The 17,372-nt window shown below is 41.1% G+C and carries 17 protein-coding genes; 8 read left to right on the plus strand and 9 right to left on the minus strand.

What is annotated here, in order from left to right; translation table 11 throughout:
- Positions 1–61 precede the first annotated feature (61 nt).
- Positions 62–3,115, minus strand: coding sequence for an excinuclease ABC subunit UvrA (uvrA, locus tag L8106_RS19395; protein WP_009786114.1), 3,054 nt, complete (start codon positions 3,113–3,115; stop codon positions 62–64).
- 131 nt (positions 3,116–3,246) lie between these two features.
- Between uvrA and L8106_RS19400 the strand changes: the two genes are divergently transcribed.
- Both L8106_RS19400 and fghA read left to right on the plus strand, forming a co-directional pair.
- Entirely contained in the window at positions 3,247–4,161 is a 915-nt protein-coding gene (locus L8106_RS19400) for an alpha/beta hydrolase (protein ID WP_009786115.1), read from the plus strand.
- 178 nt (positions 4,162–4,339) lie between these two features.
- Complete coding sequence (gene fghA, locus L8106_RS19405; protein WP_039896728.1) at positions 4,340–5,197, plus strand: S-formylglutathione hydrolase; 858 nt, start codon at positions 4,340–4,342, stop codon at positions 5,195–5,197.
- Between the two features lie 36 nt (positions 5,198–5,233).
- Here the strand turns inward: fghA and cysH are convergent, their stop codons facing one another.
- A complete protein-coding gene (gene cysH, locus L8106_RS19410; RefSeq protein WP_009786117.1) occupies positions 5,234–6,064 on the minus strand; it encodes a phosphoadenosine phosphosulfate reductase in 831 nt (276 codons plus the stop codon).
- Between the two features lie 686 nt (positions 6,065–6,750).
- On the opposite strand from cysH, the gene L8106_RS19415 reads away from it, so the two are divergent.
- Positions 6,751–7,149, plus strand: a complete 399-nt coding sequence (locus L8106_RS19415) for a hypothetical protein (RefSeq protein ID WP_009786118.1) — start codon at positions 6,751–6,753, stop codon at positions 7,147–7,149.
- Positions 7,150–7,156: 7 nt separating this feature from the next.
- On the opposite strand, the gene L8106_RS19420 is transcribed toward L8106_RS19415, so the two are convergent.
- The 6 genes from L8106_RS19420 to L8106_RS19445 all read right to left on the minus strand — a co-directional run bounded on the left by L8106_RS19420 (position 7,157) and on the right by L8106_RS19445 (position 15,055).
- A complete protein-coding gene (locus tag L8106_RS19420) occupies positions 7,157–7,603 on the minus strand; it encodes an NUDIX hydrolase (RefSeq protein ID WP_009786119.1) in 447 nt (148 codons plus the stop codon).
- Between the two features lie 178 nt (positions 7,604–7,781).
- Positions 7,782–8,429 (minus strand): hypothetical protein, encoded by a 648-nt coding sequence (locus L8106_RS19425; RefSeq protein ID WP_009786120.1) that lies wholly within the window; start codon positions 8,427–8,429, stop codon positions 7,782–7,784.
- Positions 8,430–8,457: 28 nt separating this feature from the next.
- Positions 8,458–10,692, minus strand: coding sequence for a CHASE2 domain-containing protein (locus L8106_RS19430; protein WP_009786121.1), 2,235 nt, complete (start codon positions 10,690–10,692; stop codon positions 8,458–8,460).
- Positions 10,693–10,707: 15 nt separating this feature from the next.
- Positions 10,708–11,505, minus strand: a complete 798-nt coding sequence (locus L8106_RS19435) for a DUF928 domain-containing protein (RefSeq protein ID WP_009786122.1) — start codon at positions 11,503–11,505, stop codon at positions 10,708–10,710.
- Positions 11,506–11,837: 332 nt separating this feature from the next.
- The gene (locus L8106_RS19440; protein ID WP_009786123.1) at positions 11,838–14,285 is read right to left on the minus strand and encodes a protein kinase; all 2,448 of its coding nucleotides are present in this window, start codon (positions 14,283–14,285) and stop codon (positions 11,838–11,840) included.
- A gap of 467 nt (positions 14,286–14,752) precedes the next feature.
- Positions 14,753–15,055: a hypothetical protein gene (locus tag L8106_RS19445; RefSeq protein WP_039896731.1), complete on the minus strand. Its 303-nt coding sequence runs from the start codon at positions 15,053–15,055 to the stop codon at positions 14,753–14,755.
- Between the two features lie 99 nt (positions 15,056–15,154).
- Here L8106_RS19445 and L8106_RS19450 point away from each other — a divergent pair, with 99 nt between their 5' ends.
- Complete coding sequence (locus L8106_RS19450) at positions 15,155–15,424, plus strand: hypothetical protein (protein ID WP_009786125.1); 270 nt, start codon at positions 15,155–15,157, stop codon at positions 15,422–15,424.
- Between the two features lie 293 nt (positions 15,425–15,717).
- Here L8106_RS19450 and L8106_RS32385 read toward each other — a convergent pair whose 3' ends face one another.
- A complete protein-coding gene (locus tag L8106_RS32385; protein WP_198012977.1) occupies positions 15,718–15,936 on the minus strand; it encodes a hypothetical protein in 219 nt (72 codons plus the stop codon).
- A 108-nt stretch (positions 15,937–16,044) separates the two neighbouring features.
- Between L8106_RS32385 and L8106_RS19455 the strand changes: the two genes are divergently transcribed.
- The 4 genes from L8106_RS19455 to L8106_RS19470 all read left to right on the plus strand — a co-directional run.
- Complete coding sequence (locus L8106_RS19455; protein WP_156803749.1) at positions 16,045–16,545, plus strand: hypothetical protein; 501 nt, start codon at positions 16,045–16,047, stop codon at positions 16,543–16,545.
- The gene (locus L8106_RS19460; protein ID WP_009786127.1) at positions 16,538–16,789 is read left to right on the plus strand and encodes a hypothetical protein; all 252 of its coding nucleotides are present in this window, start codon (positions 16,538–16,540) and stop codon (positions 16,787–16,789) included. Before L8106_RS19455 ends, L8106_RS19460 begins: the two co-directional genes overlap by 8 nt.
- Positions 16,790–16,794: 5 nt before the next feature.
- Positions 16,795–16,992 (plus strand): hypothetical protein, encoded by a 198-nt coding sequence (locus L8106_RS19465; RefSeq protein WP_009786128.1) that lies wholly within the window; start codon positions 16,795–16,797, stop codon positions 16,990–16,992.
- A partial coding sequence (locus tag L8106_RS19470; protein WP_009786129.1) for a hypothetical protein occupies positions 16,993–17,372 on the plus strand: 380 nt, incomplete at its 3' end. It lies immediately after the preceding gene.

Consider the following 17,372-nt stretch of genomic DNA (forward strand, 5'->3'; position numbering starts at 1 on the left):
CTGCAACGGGTTCCAGGCACTTTATATATATCGAGATACAAACTTTCTAACCTGTACTGGATTATGTTTTCACAGGTGGATATTGTTTGAGAACGTGTTTTAAATATTGTCCGGTATGCGATCGCTTATTTTTTGCCACAGCTTCTGGGGTTCCTTCTGCCACAATTTCCCCGCCTTTATCGCCCCCTTCCGGCCCTAAATCAATGATCCAATCGCCACACCGAATCACATCTAAATTGTGTTCAATTACAATCATTGAATTCCCTTTATCCACTAACCGTTGTAAAACATTCAACAGTTGATGTACATCATAAAACGATAATCCGGTTGTCGGTTCATCTATTAAATATAACGTTTTTCCTGTCGCCCGTTTTGACAATTCTGAGGCTAATTTTACCCGTTGGGCTTCTCCTCCCGAAAGCGTTGGTGCAGGTTGACCTAATTTCACATAACCCAACCCCACATCTATCAAAGTTTGTAAACGAGTCGCCGCTTTGGGAATATTTTCAAATACACTTAAAGCTTCCTCAACCGTCATATTCAAAACATCCGCTATCGAAAAACTCTTATATTTAACTTGCAATGTTTCCCGATTATATCTCGCACCTTTACACACTTCGCACTGCACATAAACATCGGGTAAAAAATTCATCTCAATTACATTTACCCCCTGTCCGTTACAAGCCTCACAACGCCCGCCTTTAACGTTAAATGAAAACCGCCCAGGTTTATATCCTCTCGCTTTGGCTTCTATGGTTTCTGCAAAGGTTGCTCGAATAATATCAAATACCCCAGTATATGTTGCCGTATTAGAACGAGGTGTCCGACCAATGGGAGATTGATCAATCACAATTACCTTATCTAACGCCTCTAACCCGGTTAATTTTTTCAAGGGTTGAGGGAAGGGAACTTTACGACTAAAATGATGTTGCAAAGCCGGATAAAGTAACTCATTAATTAAGGTTGATTTTCCTGAACCTGACACCCCTGTAATACACACTAACTTTCCTAAAGGCAGTTCAACATCAAGATGTTTAAGATTATTGGCGTGAGCATCTTTGAGAACCAATGATCGCCCATTTCCCGGACGACGTTCGGCGGGCGTTTCTATTGTTCGTCTTCCTGATAAATAAGCGCCTGTTAAAGAGGTTTTGCTAGATAAAATATTGTCAAAATTTCCAACAGCAACAACTTCACCGCCATGTAAACCCGCACCCGGCCCAATATCGACTAAAAAATCTGCCGTGCGAATCGTTTCTTCATCATGCTCAACCACAATTAAAGTATTGCCTAAATCTCGCAATTTCATCAACGTTTTTAATAACCTGCCATTATCGCGTTGATGTAACCCAATACTCGGTTCATCTAATACATACAAAACCCCGGTTAAACCCGAACCAATTTGAGTTGCTAATCGAATTCGTTGGGCTTCTCCTCCCGACAACGAAGCGGCTGTTCGAGATAAGGTGAGATAATCTAACCCCACATCCAATAAAAACTGCAACCGGGCGCGAATTTCCCTCAATACTAAATCCCCAATTTGCGCTTGTCTTTCTGTTAAATCTAACTGTTGAATTTGTTGCAAACAATCCCGAATCGAAACTTCTGTTAAATCAGTAATCCCAGACTGCCCCAACTTCACCGCCAACGCTTCTGGTTTGAGTCGTTTCCCTTTGCAAGTTTCGCAAGCTTGATCAATTAAATATTGTTCTAATTTCTGCTTTTGTAACTCCGAACTACTATCATCATATTGACGTTGTAATAACGGCAGGACTCCCGGATAAGGACGTTCATACCCCCGTTTTTCTTGATAGCGAGAATCGGTTTCAATCCAAATCGGTTCTTCTGACCCATACAAGACAATTTGTTGCTGTTGTTTCGTTAAATGTTTCCATTGGATATTGATATCAAACCCAAACGCCTGACCGACACTATAGAGCAACGAAAAATAATAAGAATCGTCTTTTTCCGACCACGGGGCGATCGCACTGTAAAGCGCTGCTTCGGGATCGGGTACGACCAACGCCGGGGAAAAGGTTCGTAGATGTCCTAACCCATGACAACTCGGACAAGCCCCATAGGGAGAGTTAAACGAAAATAGACGCGGAGAAAGTTCTTCCATCACCGCCCCATGTTCAGGACAGGCGAAGTTTTCAGAAAAGATCAGTTGAGATAAAGAGGTTTTTCCCACTTCTGGTAAAGGGTGATGCTGATAGGAATGATCGGCTTTTTCCTCAGAACTTTTGTTCCCAGAACTTGCTATTTTTTCGTCAGTTGAGTTATACTTACTATCAGATCGCGACGCGGATGCCCCCCCAGATGTATCATTTAACACATCAATAATTGCAATTCCCTGTGAATACCGCAGACAGGTACTGAGGGAATCGGCTAGACGCTCCTGTATATCAGGCTTTTTGATTAAGCGGTCAATAACGATTTCTATAGTGTGTGTATAATTTTTATCTAAGTCGGGCAAATCTGACAGTTCAAAAACCTCTCCATTTACCCTCACGCGAACAAATCCTTCGGAGGCTAAACTCGAAAATAGCTTGCGGTGAGTCCCCTTTTTCCCTCGGACAACGGGGGCGAGAATATGAAATTTAGTCCGATCTGGAAGTTCCATGACGCGATCGCACATTTGATCAATCGTTTGGGGGGCAATATTGCGATCGCAAACCGGACAATGAGGTTCACCCGCTCGTCCGAATAGTAATCTCAGGTAATCATAAATCTCCGTGACTGTCCCCACCGTAGATCGGGGATTGTGAGACGTTGATTTTTGGTCAATGGAAATTGCTGGACTTAACCCTTCAATGGCATCAACATCCGGTTTATCCAACTGTCCGAGAAATTGACGGGCGTAAGCACTCAAAGATTCGACATAGCGGCGTTGACCTTCAGCAAAAATCGTATCAAACGCCAAAGAAGACTTTCCCGAACCGGACACCCCTGTAAATACAATTAAGCGATCGCGAGGCAATTCTAGATCAACATTTTTCAGGTTATGTTGTCTCGCCCCTCGAATGCGAATAGTATTTTCAGTACCGGAGTTAAACGAATAGCCGTTGGGGGAGTGATGCGTTTGATCAGGCGTTACTTTAGCCGAGTCGAACATAGAAAACACAACCAAATGATCCTTAAATATCTTAGCGTTATCTTGAGAATGTTGCTGCGCTCATCAAACTGATCACCCCAAACACTCCTCAAAAACTGATTGAATAGAAAACAACCCATTCCTTACCCCCAATGTTCAACGCCTTATCTAGAGCGATCGCCTATACTCTTATTTTTCTCCTTGCTTTTCTGTTATTGATCGAACGGGTTTGGGGAAAACGCCCAGGTTCACCATTAAAAATGACAAAACTTCTCCACCAATACAACACTCACCTCGATATCAACTACTTTACCGTTGACGGCTATCGTCTGCAACTCGATGTCTATCAACGCAAAACTTCTCAATCTAACCCCACGTTAATCTTTATTCATGGGGGAGGATGGGTCGGTGGAGAAAAGAGATTACAAGTGAGGAAACTCATTCCTTATTTAGAAATGGGGTTATCGGTTGTGAATATAGAGTATCGACTGGCTAATATTGCCCATTCTCCTGCTGCGGTTGAAGATTGTCTTTGTGCATTGCGTTGGGTCATTTGTCACGCAGAAAAATATAATTTTGATCCTGATAAAATTATCTTAGCGGGAGAATCTGCCGGGGGTCATCTGGCTTTAACAACCGGACTAATTCCCGCTTCTACGGAATGGAATTTACCCAGTGCGGGAGAAGAAAAACTCAAAGTTGCAGCAATTATTAATTGGTATGGAATTACTGATGTTCAAGATTTAATTACAGGTTCAAATACCCGAGAATATGCTGTTACCTGGTTAGGAAATCAACCCGATAAACTCAAAATTGCTGATCGGGTTTCTCCACTGAATTATATTCAACCGAATCTTCCGCCGATTTTAACAATTCATGGTGATGCTGATCCGATTGTTCCCTACTCCCATGCAGTGCGACTTCATCAAGCTTTAGATCAAGTGGAAGTGAATAACCAATTATTAACAATTCCCCAGGGCGGACATGGACAATTTAACGCCTCTGAAGAACAAAAAATCAATCAAACTATTCAGAATTTTCTGCGTCAATATCAACTGCTGAATTAAGATTTAAAAAATCTATGATGTGTTGTGCAGTCATTATGGAGTTATTCGCCTGGGGGAGAATGACCAGAATCAGGAATTGAGTCTAATGTTACCAGAAGGATGCAAAATTGTAATAAAATCAACTCAGCTTGCGATCGCATAGTCTCTAGACCCTTAATTTTGTTAGACTTTATTGTATATGTCTTCCCCAAACTTAATTCGTGAAAGTGCTTGTTTTGGGGGTGTTGTTGGATATTATAGCCATCACTCCTCAGCCTGTAATTGCACCATGCGGTTTTCGGTTTATCAACCCCCACAAGCCCAGTCAAGTCAGGTACCAGTGCTTTATTTTCTTTCCGGTTTAACCTGTACTGAAGAAAATTTTATGACCAAAGCAGGCGCTCAACGGTTAGCGGCAAAGTATGGTTTAATGTTGGTAGTACCCGATACCAGTCCGCGTGAAACAGGAACTCCTGGAGAAGATAACGACTGGGATATTGGAACAGGAGCGGGATTTTATATTGATGCGACAGAAGCACCCTGGAAAGCCCATTATCAGATGTATAGCTATGTCGTTGATGAACTTCCCCAACTGATTAACGAAAATTTTGCAATTATCCCTGATAAACAAAGCATTTTTGGTCATTCAATGGGGGGACATGGGGCGCTGGTTTGTGCATTGAAAAATCCGCAAAACTATAAATCCGTATCTGCTTTTGCACCAGTCGCCGCACCGATACAATCATCTTGGGGTGAGAAAGTTTTTACTCACTATCTGGGAACTGATCGCGAAAAATGGCGGAACTATGATGCCAGTCAGTTAGTGTTACGAGGAGATTTTAAGCATCCGATTTTAATTGATGTGGGAACAGCCGATCCTTATCTCGCCCAAGGACAATTATTACCTGAAGTTTTTGAACAATCTTGTGTGGAAGTCGGACAACTTTTAACCCTGCGAATGCAACAGGGATATGATCACAGCTATTATTTTGTTTCAACGTTTATTGAGGATCATATTCGTCATCATGCGATGGTTTTGTGTGATCAACTCTCCTAGTCGAAGGGCAATTGATCAATTGCCCCTACCCGTAAACTACAATAAACTGGAGTCCAAACTCCTGGCTTCTTCTTCGGTTTTGGGTAAATGTAAACCACATTCTTGCTTCAAGCCTCGGAAGCGTGTATCTCGTTCGTTGGTATCTGCTGCACTAATCGGACGGCTAGAATGCCAATCTCCAACGGTAGTATAACCCAGATCGAAGTAAGGATGATAAGGTAAATCGTGGGTACTGAGATATTTGTAGATATCCTTCGCACTCCATGATAAAATCGGGTAAATTTTGTAGCGACTCGACTGCATCTCAACTCGACGTAAGCTTTTGCGGTGTTCAGTTTGGTTAGATCTCAAACCCGCTAACCAAGCCGTTGCATTGAGTTCTTGCAAAGCCCGTTGCATCGGTTCCACTTTGCGGATATAATCATAACGATTGAAGGCTTCAATATCTTCTTTTTCCCAGAGGCGACCATACAAGGCTTCCATTCTGGCTGGACTGATCGTAGACTGATAGACTTGGAGATTGAGGTTGAGGCGTTTGGTTAATTCCTCTGCAAATACATAAGTCTCCCCAGGTAAATAGCCTGTATCGATCCAAATGACAGGAATATCCGGTACAATCTGAGTCACTAAATGCAGCATGACGGCTGACTGAATACCAAAACTGGTACTCATCACCAAACCTTCCCTAAAGGTGTCTACCCCCCACTCGACGATTTGACTGGCTTCAGTTTCCCCAAGTTGATCGTTAATGCTATCGAGGTTAATGTTTGGGGTGGGAGAAATAGCAATTCCTTCTTGATTGGTTGAAGGCAGTGAAGATGCAGTTTGTCCGTTATGATGGTTGTCAACTAGATTCAGGTGTAGCATTTTTCTCCTGGTGGGCTTTGCTCTAGATATTATCTGAAATTTTCATCCCTTTTGGATCATCCTCAATACTGAGTTAATTGACTGGGATAATCAGTCCGTCCGCTTCACGGTATTGCAACTCTGGGGAATTACAATTTTTATCCATCAGAGCGAAACCATTTCAGATCGTTGTACAAGAATATCAATATACTGGATTATTTTACAATAAATATTACAGTCTTTTTCAAGCTGGTTTTCAACACTTGATCCCAGAAACTTAACTTCATATCGCTTTATATGATAACTTTCAAGAGTTGATCAGCGATCGCCAAGAATTGAGATGAAATGAGGTTAAGTCAGAGAAGTCAAAGGGGAATAGGGATTGAGTCAGAAGGGATTCAGTCTAACAAGATTTGAAAACTCTGAATCTTAAGACTTTTTAGAGATTTTGATCAGGTTGATAGTAAAAATTTATATTTTTGGAATAAGTGCTGACTTAATTAGAGCAAAATTTAGCTCAACTTTCAAGTTCATTTTGAACAAAATTAGATTTTAAGTTGTGATCTCATTCTTAAATAAAGAATAAACATTGCCTGATTTCAGGGGAGAGTTCAACTAAAAATTAGAATTTTCCGAAGAATTCTATCGAAGGGAAGTGAACAAGATAAACTAAGACAGATAGAGAAAAATGGTTTGATTATTTTGTTATGAGACCCAAGATTAAAGATCAAGTTGCTTGGCAACAGGCAGAATTACTCATGCAACCCGTCTTAATCCGACTCCTAGACAACATCCGAAAAAAGTTAGAAGAATCAGTTTGGACAGGAACCTACCACAATACTCAAACTCCCTATCCAGGCTATCGACTTGATCTCGAACATAACAACCAAAAAGTGAGTCTAGATGTCTGGGAATTATGTTATCAAGTCTGTTTCAAAAATTATCAACCCACTCACGCCCCCCAAGAAAGTCAAGAAGTTGAGATTGATACCAGTTTAATTGATGAGACGGGTGATGTAGACTGGAATCAGGTGGATGAAAAATCTAATCGGGTTATTAATCAATATTTTGATAACCTCTCCAACCTCTCAACCGATACGCCATAATGGGTGTCTATTTAAACGCTGACAATCCTTTTAAAAGCCTTTGATGTTCCTCCACAATATTATCAGGAATGTGATCAAAAACTTGTATTTTTTCCCCTTCTTGGTTATACTCAGGTAGGGGAGAATTAGGAACACAGAGAAATGCTAACCCCACCGACCAACCAAAGCCTCGTTCCTGTTCTTCACTGGGATATTCGAGATAATCAATAAATTTTTGTTTTGTCACTTCAATACTGAGTTCTTCTCGGGCGATGCGTTGAATCGCGTCCTCAATATATTCTTTATAAAAAACGGTTCCTCCAGGAAGATGCCAAAGATTATTCCAAGACGCATCTTTTCTCAACGTCAGAACAATTCCATTTTCGGTTTGAACAACCACTTCGACAACCAGTCGCGGAACTTGCGAATAAATGGCTTTAAATTCTTCGTAAGAAAAGGGTTTTTGACGAGTCATTTAGGGTTTGACCTCAAAGCGTTGAACAAATAATCAAGTGTATGTCCGAGCGAACCCCACAAGTTAATTATAAGTGATTGCGCCCCGGGTTGTCAACCCCTCAATAATAAGTCGCGCGGCATATTTCAGTTTGAACCCGACGAAAACAACATGGCAATATAGGCGAGGTAGATAGGTGTCACTGTCTAAATTTACCATAAAAAGAGTATCTGGCTTTGGAGCCAGATACTTTTAAAATCCAGTTTTCTGAGGGGCTAGAACACAAAGTATTGTCTTTACCCTGTGTAATAAATGTGTATTGAGTATCACTGGTCATTCCGGGGATAAAAATTCCACTTCCTGTGATTCTACCGCTCAGACGTTCTTCTTTGTAGAGTCGATTGTCTGGTGTGGGTTTGTCATATAAATCGGTGCCGAAAGAAAGGAAGGTTTGGGGTAATGAGAAAGACAAATTACCGACGGTTTTTCCCTGTTGATTAATAAACCGAAAATTCCAACTTCTTTTGTTTTTAGAGTGAGATAAAGTGTAGGATACTGAGGGAGAAGTAATTCCGATAATCGTCTCTTCTAATTCTGCCCCAGTTGTGTAAAGATTCGCTGTTTGATCAAATTTTAACCCATTCAATCGCTCTAGTACGGAGGAATCAAGATTTTGTGTTGTATTAAACCATTGTCCGGCATAGGCACAGCAAGCACAAGCATAGGCTTTTGCCGGATGAAGCAACAAAATCATCAGTGCAAATGAGAGCGTTAATACAGATTTGAATATCATTTTAAAATGACTAGCTTTCATGTTGGGATGACCTAATAATTGACTGTGTTTCATTTTACACTAATAATAGTATAGCTTTTCATTACTGACTACATAACTTATAAACTTCATCAAGTTTTGCTTCAACTGCGGGAGGTTTGGAAGTAAAGCGAATATAAAACTTTTCATTTTCAGCAGGTTTTTCTGACACTTTAGCATAAATATCTTCGCGCATTTCAGGTAATTCTGATTTGAGGTTCAGTTTAATATTAGTTAACATTGCGGGTAAAGACTCACTTCCTTCTTCCGCGAGAATTAACGCCCCTTTATTAGACAGTTCTAAAATTTCACCAGGAAACAAATTTTCGCCGACGTGTTTTCCTTCTAAAATGGTATAATTAAGTAAAATAGACTCAGATAAAGAATAAAAGATTTCTTCTTCTTTGTGAACAAAGAGATTGTATTTGTCGCGAATTCCACCTACCTCATAAATGTTAATCGGACGTTTAACACCTTTCGGTTGAACTAACTTCTGATTTTCGATTTCTATAATATCTTCTCCCGCTTCTTTTAAGGTTGTTTCTGAGATAATAATTTGTCCGCCTGTGGTATAAGATTCAATCCGATAAGTGAGATTAACTTGACTTCCAACAACCCCATATTTTGAGCGTTTTTCTGAACCCAAATTCCCGACAACCACTTCCCCAGTATTAATCCCAATTCCCATTTCCAAAGCATTCAAATCCCAGGCTTCAATTTGTTTATTCACTTCAACCATTGCCAGTTGCATCGCTACCGCACAAGCAATCGCTCGTTTAGCATCATCTGGGCGGGGAGTGGGGGCGCCAAATAGAACTAAAATGCCATCTCCCATAAATTCATCAATTGTTCCCTTGTATTGAGTAATTACATCTGCCATTTTTGACAGATAAAAATTGAGAACCTTGATCACTTCTTCCGGAGATAACCGTTCAGAAAGAGCCGTAAATCCTCTCAAATCAGAAGTTAAAATAGTAATTCTCCGACGTTCTCCTCCCAACTGTAAACCCGTCGGACTTTCTAACAACGTAGAAACAATTTCATCACTGAGATAACGCCCAAATGTTTTGCGAATTTCCGCCGCACTGCGGGCGACATAAGCCGTAATAGCGATCGCCGAACCTGACATGGCTAAAAAAGGGGGAATGACAGGTATCCACCATCCTTGTAAAAACCCGAGATAAGTTGTTGACAATAAAACCCCTGTCGCCAAAACAAAAAAGCCAACTTCTCGTAAAAGAAACCGCTTGACATCACGGGCCGAACGCATTTTCCACGTTAAACTCGCCCCAATAGCTGACCAAATTATAATCCATTGCCATTCAATCAGTTCCGACCAAGTTTTAATTAACGGACGATCATCTAAAGCCGCACTAATAATTTGACTGGCAATATTAGCATGAATTTCTACACCGGGAATGCGTTCATTTGCCAATAAAGTATAGGGAGAAACGAATAAATCTTGAAAACTTTCACCGACTGATCCAATTAAAATAATCCGATCTCGTCCCCAATCTGGCGGAACTTGACCTTCTAAAATATCACGATAAGGAACTGTTTCAAATGTGCGTATAGGCCCCCGATAGTTGAGAAAAACCTGATATCCTCCCGCATCCGCCCCCACATAACCCCCATCATTGGTTTGAAAGCGACTAAAAAGAACATCACCAAATTTCCACCAATTATCTGTTCCTTCGACAACTTGAGGAGAAATCCCCTCAGCTTGCAGATACAACATTGCTAAATACAAAGGAAAACTATAATAAGTTTGCCCATCTTGATTTCGTTGTACTAATAACGCTCGTCGAATAGTATTATCTTCATCTAAAATCAGATCATTTGCACCCGTTTGTCCTTTTGCTTTCAATTGCGGTGGCGGTGAAACTCGTTGGCGTAATTTATCCCCAATTACCTTTTCTACCCCGACTAAATTCGGAGTCGATTTAAAAATTTCAACTAATTCTTCGTGACCCGGTTCATAGGGTAAATCTCGATAAATATCTAACCCAATTGCCCTCGGTTGCATGGCGATTAATTTCCGCAGTAAGTCTGCATAAACGCCATCAGGAACATATCCCTGACCGATATATTTCATATCCGCTTCATCTAAGCCGACAATGGCAATCCGTTCATCAGTAGGTTCAACTGGACGCAGACGCATATACTGGTCATAAAGCGACCATTCTAAGGATTCTAAAATGCCTGTCAAGCGTAGGAGAATGACAATAGCCGCCACAGATGGAGTGGTGATCCAAACTCCCCGCCAGTCCCATAAAAGCCGTTTACAAGCCGCCCACATTTGCTAAAACCTCAATTATTGTTCGTCGGGTTCGGTGGGGGTTGGTTCTTCTTGTTCTTCTTCTGCTTCGACACAACAAGGAGTCAGAGGAACTGAAGCAATGACTGCATCGAGTCCAACAGATTTTAAGAATTGTTCCCATTCGGTCCTGTGTGATTGGCGCAACTGAGCTAATATCATTAGTGTATCTTGCCAAATTCGTTCCTGGGCGTAGAGTTTGGCTTGTTCGAGGGGTTCTGTTGCGGCTTCTATTTGAGTTTTCAAGTCTTCGCTGAGTTCAGTCCGTTTGATTTTCCCCTCGACGAATTCGACTTTGCCTGGATCGCTTGCATTACATAAAACAACAAATTGCCACGTGTAGGTTTGACCAACTTCTAATGTCACGGTGTCAGGTAGGCTAACTTGCACAATTCCGGCTTCGTTCGGTAGATCAAATGTGTTGAGATAGACTTCGTTTCCGTCTTCATCAACCATAATAAATTGACCTTGTTTTGCAGTGTTTTCGGGAACAAATACAAACAAGTCCGGATTGGCTGAAACGGTGATTTCGGCTTCTATTTCGTCGGGTATTAAAGCGGTTAGAGGTATTTCTCCTTTGGTACAAATTTTGTCCTCCTCATCGTTTCCCCGTGTACCTCCTCCGGCTGAACTTTGCGCCCCTTCCCCAGAAGGTGCGGGTGGAAATTCTAGGCTTATTTGCATCTGGGGTTGTAAGCTGGGGGAAGATTCTAGGGGAACATGGGCTAAACTGACAACGGTTGGGGATAACAGTCCTGCGACAAGACCAAATAAGGGAAGTGTTTTCATCATCATCATCATCTCTCCTCTATATCACCTTGTATTGATTTCAATGTGTTCGATCAATATTACGGATGGCTTTGTTTGTATGATTAGTATTCACGAACAAAAGTTGCATCTCAGTGTTCAGAGATCGGTCAAGATTTCCCTAAACAGCCTGAATTGCTTTGATTGTAAGAGTTTGATTAATCTTTTTTCATCTTCTCAGTGGGTGTCGTTTGTGACTGACTATTCTGATCAGATTGGTGATACTGTCGCGAACGCCATGACCTCGCCAACTAAGATTGTATAGATTTACTGTAGCACTGATCAACGATTTTTTTGAGGTTTAATTGTTTGACTTGTGATTATTTTTTCCAAAGTTTTATTGTCCGATCTTTACTTCCACTCGCAATGGTTTTACCATCTGGACTAAAGGTAACAGTATAAACTTCGTTGGTATGTCCGCTTAAGGTGTTGAGTAATTCTCCGGTTTCTAAATTCCAGATTTTGATTGTACGATCTTTACTCGCACTAGCAATGACTTGATTATCAGGACTAATTGCAACCGCTAAAATATCGCCTGTATGACCTGTTAATGTATTTAATAATTGTCCGGTATTCACATCCCAAATTCTCACGGTATCATCATAACCCCCACTGACAACTTTTGTACCATCATAAGTGATTGCTACTGATCGCACTTCATCGGTATGTCCTTCTAAAGTATTTTGAACGATTCCCGTTTCTAAGTCCATAATTTTAATCGTGGTATCTTTTGAACCACTGACTAATTTTGTACCCTCTGTATTGAAAGCAACAGAGTAAACAATATCAGTATGATCGATAAAATTGAATAAAATATATCCGGTTTGTCTGTCCCAAACGCGCACACTGCGATCGCCACTTCCACTGGCTATTGTACGTTCATCAGGACTAAAAGCCACCGACCAAACCGTTCCTTGATGTTCGAGCGGAAGAAACAATTCACCCGTTTCTAAACTCCATTCTAAGATTCGCCAATAGAAACTTCCCGCTGCGATTTCTCCCCCGTTTGGACTAAAATCAACCGAAGTAATTTGAGATAAATCTCCAGAAAAGTTTTGTAATAAAGCACCTGTTCTTGCATCCCAAACTTTCACCGTCTGATCTCGACTTCCACTGGCTATTGTGCGACCATCCGGACTAAAAGCCACCGCACTAACTGACCCCAAATGTTGAGCAAAATCTCTAACTTTAACCTGTCTCCAGTTTAAGCCATCTTTACACTGTTGCTGTATTTTTTGAATTTCTATATTTTGAGTTGAACTTTCCAAAATTTTGGTCGCTTCATTCACACATAGTTCATAGTTTCCCTCTGCTAAAATGTTCTCAATTCGAGTAATTTTTTGCTGTTCTAAAACTCTTTGTTGAGTTTTTACAAATTGATTTTGCTGCGATCTTTGATATTCAATCATCGCAAAAATCACGGCAATTATAGCAGCTATGATAGCACCAATTAATATCCATAAACCGGACAAACTTCTCTGAACTCGTTGCCGATTTCGACGACGATTTTTAGATCTTCTAGCCTCTGAACTGGGAGAATTTGATCGTCTTGGAGATGGAGAACGAGAAAATAGACTTAAAATTTGTTCTCGCATCGAACGAGGAAGAATCTGCTGTTCAATGAAAGCAACATCTTCATCACTAATTCCTAAAATTTGTTGTAACCGTTGCAGTTCAGAGCGAGTCTCTGGAGTCAATGGATACTCTTGCTGCATTGATTCAATTAAAGCTTGTTCGTAGCGTTCGCCTTTTTCGCGGTATTTTCGATAAGGGTTTAAAATCTCATCTTCTACACTTTCTGCTTCATCTTTAGTGAGTTCTAAACTAATCCGCAATTCATCTAAAATTTTCCGTCCAACAATAGAAATATCACCTCGATGGTTGGAACGTTGTTTAATTTCTGCACGATAGATATTCAGCCTCGCCAGTAGAGTTTGAGACTCCTCATCTAAGCGTCTTAAAGCCGCTAAGTTTTCCCCAGCAGACTGATAACGTTTGTGGTAGTCATAACAGACCATTTTATCGATAACATCACCAATTTCCTGACTGACAAGTGCTAGATGTCTCCAAGATAATTCATTATTGTGAGATTGGTTATTTTCTCGAAGTTTACGCAGTTCAAAAATCGGAATTCCGGTTAACGCTTGAATTCCAATCATCCCTAAAGCATAAATATCACTGTTTAAATGGGGATTTCCATCAAACTGTTCAACAGGCATATATTCAATTGTCCCAATCCGAGCGGTAGGGGGATTATGATTTTGATTAATATGAATTTCTTTAACCGCCCCAAAATCAATTAAAACTATTTTTCCATCCGAGTCGCGGCGAATTAAATTTGTAGGTTTAAGATCTCGATGAATCACCCCATGTCCGTGAACAAAGAGTAAAATTTCTAAAACTTCAATTAGAATTTTAATAACGGCATCTTCCGGTAAAGGATGACCGGGTACAATTTCATGGGCGAGAGATTGACCGGAAACATAAGACTCAACCAGATAAAATTCTTGACTTTCCTCAAAATAAGCGAGGAGTTGAGGAATACGATCATGTTGGGAAAGCTTCTCTAGGGTTTGGGCTTCTTGTTGAAAGCGACGCCGAGCGATTTTTACGAAGTCAGGATCTTCAGCAACTAAATGCAAATGTTTGACAAAGCATAGCGACTCACCCGGACGACGAGTATCTTTGGCGAGATAGATTTTTCCTAACTCCGTTGACTCGATAATTTTGAGAATCTGATAACGCCCGTCTAGAAGCTGGCCAATCATAGGAAGTCCTTGACCCTGTACTGACTGATTATACTACTTTATTTCTTCTCACCCTGTCCCCTATTCTCTGTACAGAAGTATCTCTGGAGATTTCAACGGTCAAGATTATCAAACAGTTCACCAATGGGTTCACCAAAACACGGTTTTAACTGTCTCTGTGAACCCCTTCTTTTGTGGTGTCCTAGACCCACAGGGTTAACCTTTGATTTAACCATCAATACAGATGGTAGTTAAGTCTATTTACTTAATCACTTAAACTATACTCTCTTTTCTCTTTTTTTCATTCTCTATATTAATTGGATTAAGTCTACATAGTCTACACACTCCTTATATAAAGGGAGTTTAAGTCTACACACAAGTCTACACACACCTATCACTAATCTACTCTCAAGTCTTCACACCCTTCACACTCACTAAAAAACACCCCTCTAATAGAAGGGTGCAGACAGCCAATGCTTAACTTTGCTCTACTGACTCAACTTTACTGGCTCTGGCTGATTAACTGATTGCTCTGACTCATCCTCAATAAAGGTAATCGGTAGTTCTTGGATGAGTCTGTACTGAGGAATTGAAAAATACCCAGTTGCAACTTGCCTGAGCTGACCGGATGAGAGAAACCCTTCATCTACCAGTTCTCTCAACAGTCTCTTAGTTGAACCGGATGACTCACCCCGATTGAGAACATCCTTGAGAACGAACGGGCGATCGCCAAACTCTTTCTGAGCCATCACCAACAATCCAAAGGCGCCGTAACTTAAATCTTTCAACATGGCCAAACCATTTTTTATCAGTCTACCTGTTAGTAGAGTGTTGACACTGTAGACACCTATTGTATACACTGTAGACAGGTAATGTAGACAGGTGTATACATGGCAAGTGAACTAATCAGCTTTAGACTCTCAAACACTGAGCTTGACTGGATTAGAGGACAGTGTAAGGATGGAGAATCTCTCAACCTTGCAGCTAAGAGACTGCTACTGTCCCTCAACTCAGGTGTTAACAGTACAGTAGACACTGTAGACATTTCTGTTAACAGTGTAGACACTCCCAATATAAAAGAGGAGTTAGAACAGCTACAATCCAATCTAGATGAACGTTTAGCAGAGATTGAGGAACGCTTGGGAAAGCTGAAAGCCTGAGTGATGAGGTTGAAACACTCAGGCAAATGGTTAACAGTGGTGTAGACAGTGTAGACAGTAATGTTAACAGGTGTAAACAGCTAGAGAACTGGCTAACTGAAACACTCCCCAAGTTGAAATCAGAGAGAGGGTACACATCTAACTCGGCAGGCCGACTAATCAAGTCAATTGAGAGGTTGGCCCCCTAAAACAAATAAACCCCTAACCGTTGTGTAGTTAGGGGTAAAGCACTCAGACTCTATGCTTGAGAAGCCGAATAGAACTCAATCTCAGGTTAGCAGTTGCGATCGCGTTTATTCATCTGGGTCATCTTCTGGGGACAGTAAAGAAGATGAGTGATGCTGTCCAGTAAGTATTTTTGCTTCCTCATACATTTTTAGTTCCCGTAACGCTCCTTCCAATATCCATTGAACACAGGCTGAGTTACGAGAGCGACCACTGAGCTTGCAACACTTCTGGACTATATCGTTCAGTTCATCTGACACGGCTAGAGAAAATTGAGGCATCCACATTATGTGATTATAAGGTTGACATTATCGTTACATGAGGTCTAAGATGTTCATCAGTTCACAAAGACGTGAACATTGTCCATTGAAAACTGAAAACCTTAGAGCAACACCATGTACACTCTATCTGAATTATGCGAGATGACTGGATATTCCAAAGCTCACTTAGGACGTCGGGATGGAAACTCTCCATTGCAGCGCATCCGTGAGACGGTCACATGGACAGAAGTGTTCACGACCAATGAGGATACGGGAGAGGAAATGTTGACTGAGGAAGGCTACGGTTATCTACTGGACTATTTGAGTTGTTGCAGCAAGGGAGGCACTATGACCTATGAGGAATGGCAACGGTCAATGTCTCAAGAAAATGATCAACCCGTCTCTTTAGTCCCAGTTGAACCTTACCAAGCCGAACTCTCACCCGTTCCAGATGCTCACGAAACCATCAACAACCTGAAATCTCAACTGATGATTATGGCTGATGAGGTTGGAGTACAAAACAAACAGTTTGGGGCCGAACTTGCTCACCGGATGTTCACCCCTCTAGCTGAAAGTTTCACCACAACCTCAGAAGAAATTCTCAAGCGTTCATTCGGAGGAAACAAAAGTGCCTAAGCCGATTGGCTACTTTGTCCACGTTCCACAGATTGAATCAATTTGTGGGTCAAACTTTGAGAACTTGACTGACACAGAGAAAAAACAGTTGCTTTGCTTCTGTGCCTCAGCACTTCCTCAAGGTTCTTACAAAAACCCAGAATCCTCAGCCAAGCTTTCTAGTTGTACTGAAGCTGTCATATCTCTCAATGATGGTCAGTTGATTCTTTTGATTAAAGCTATTGCTGAAAATCTAGGAATGTAGGAAAAATGATCAACTTTTTACTCGGTAACGCCTTTATGCTTGCACTCTGGCTATGGGCAAAAGCGGCATCAATTCCAGTCAATCAGCTAGCATCTCAACACATCAACAAAGTGGCTCAAATCTACTCTAAGACGGAAGTTTGGGATGAGAATCTAGCTGTCAGTTTTGCAAAAGTTTCAGCCATTGTTAAGGAGATTGATTAAATGTTCGGACTAGGAAAGAAAAAAGAAACATCTCTCGGTTCACAGTCCATGAGTGAAGCTGAAAGCATCTTGCAATCAGCCAATACAGCACCCCCAGTTTCTAATAATCAGTACAATTGGGCATCTCATTACAAGGGTGATTTCTCAGGGATTGAACGACTCACCCCAGAGGAAGTAGAAGCCGCTAAACTACAAGCCAAAGAACTCAAGGAACAAGTCACATTACAACGGGGAAAATTCGCGGCTGACACAGACTCAATGGAGTCCACTAAGCGCATCTTTAAATCAGAAGAATCCCACAAACGTCAGCGATTGGGGAAGATTCTAGACGCACGGGATGGAGAGATTAAAACCGGAGAATATCTCAACGGTAAACTCAA

Source organism: Lyngbya sp. PCC 8106, assembly GCF_000169095.1.
Lineage (GTDB): Bacteria > Cyanobacteriota > Cyanobacteriia > Cyanobacteriales > Microcoleaceae > Capilliphycus.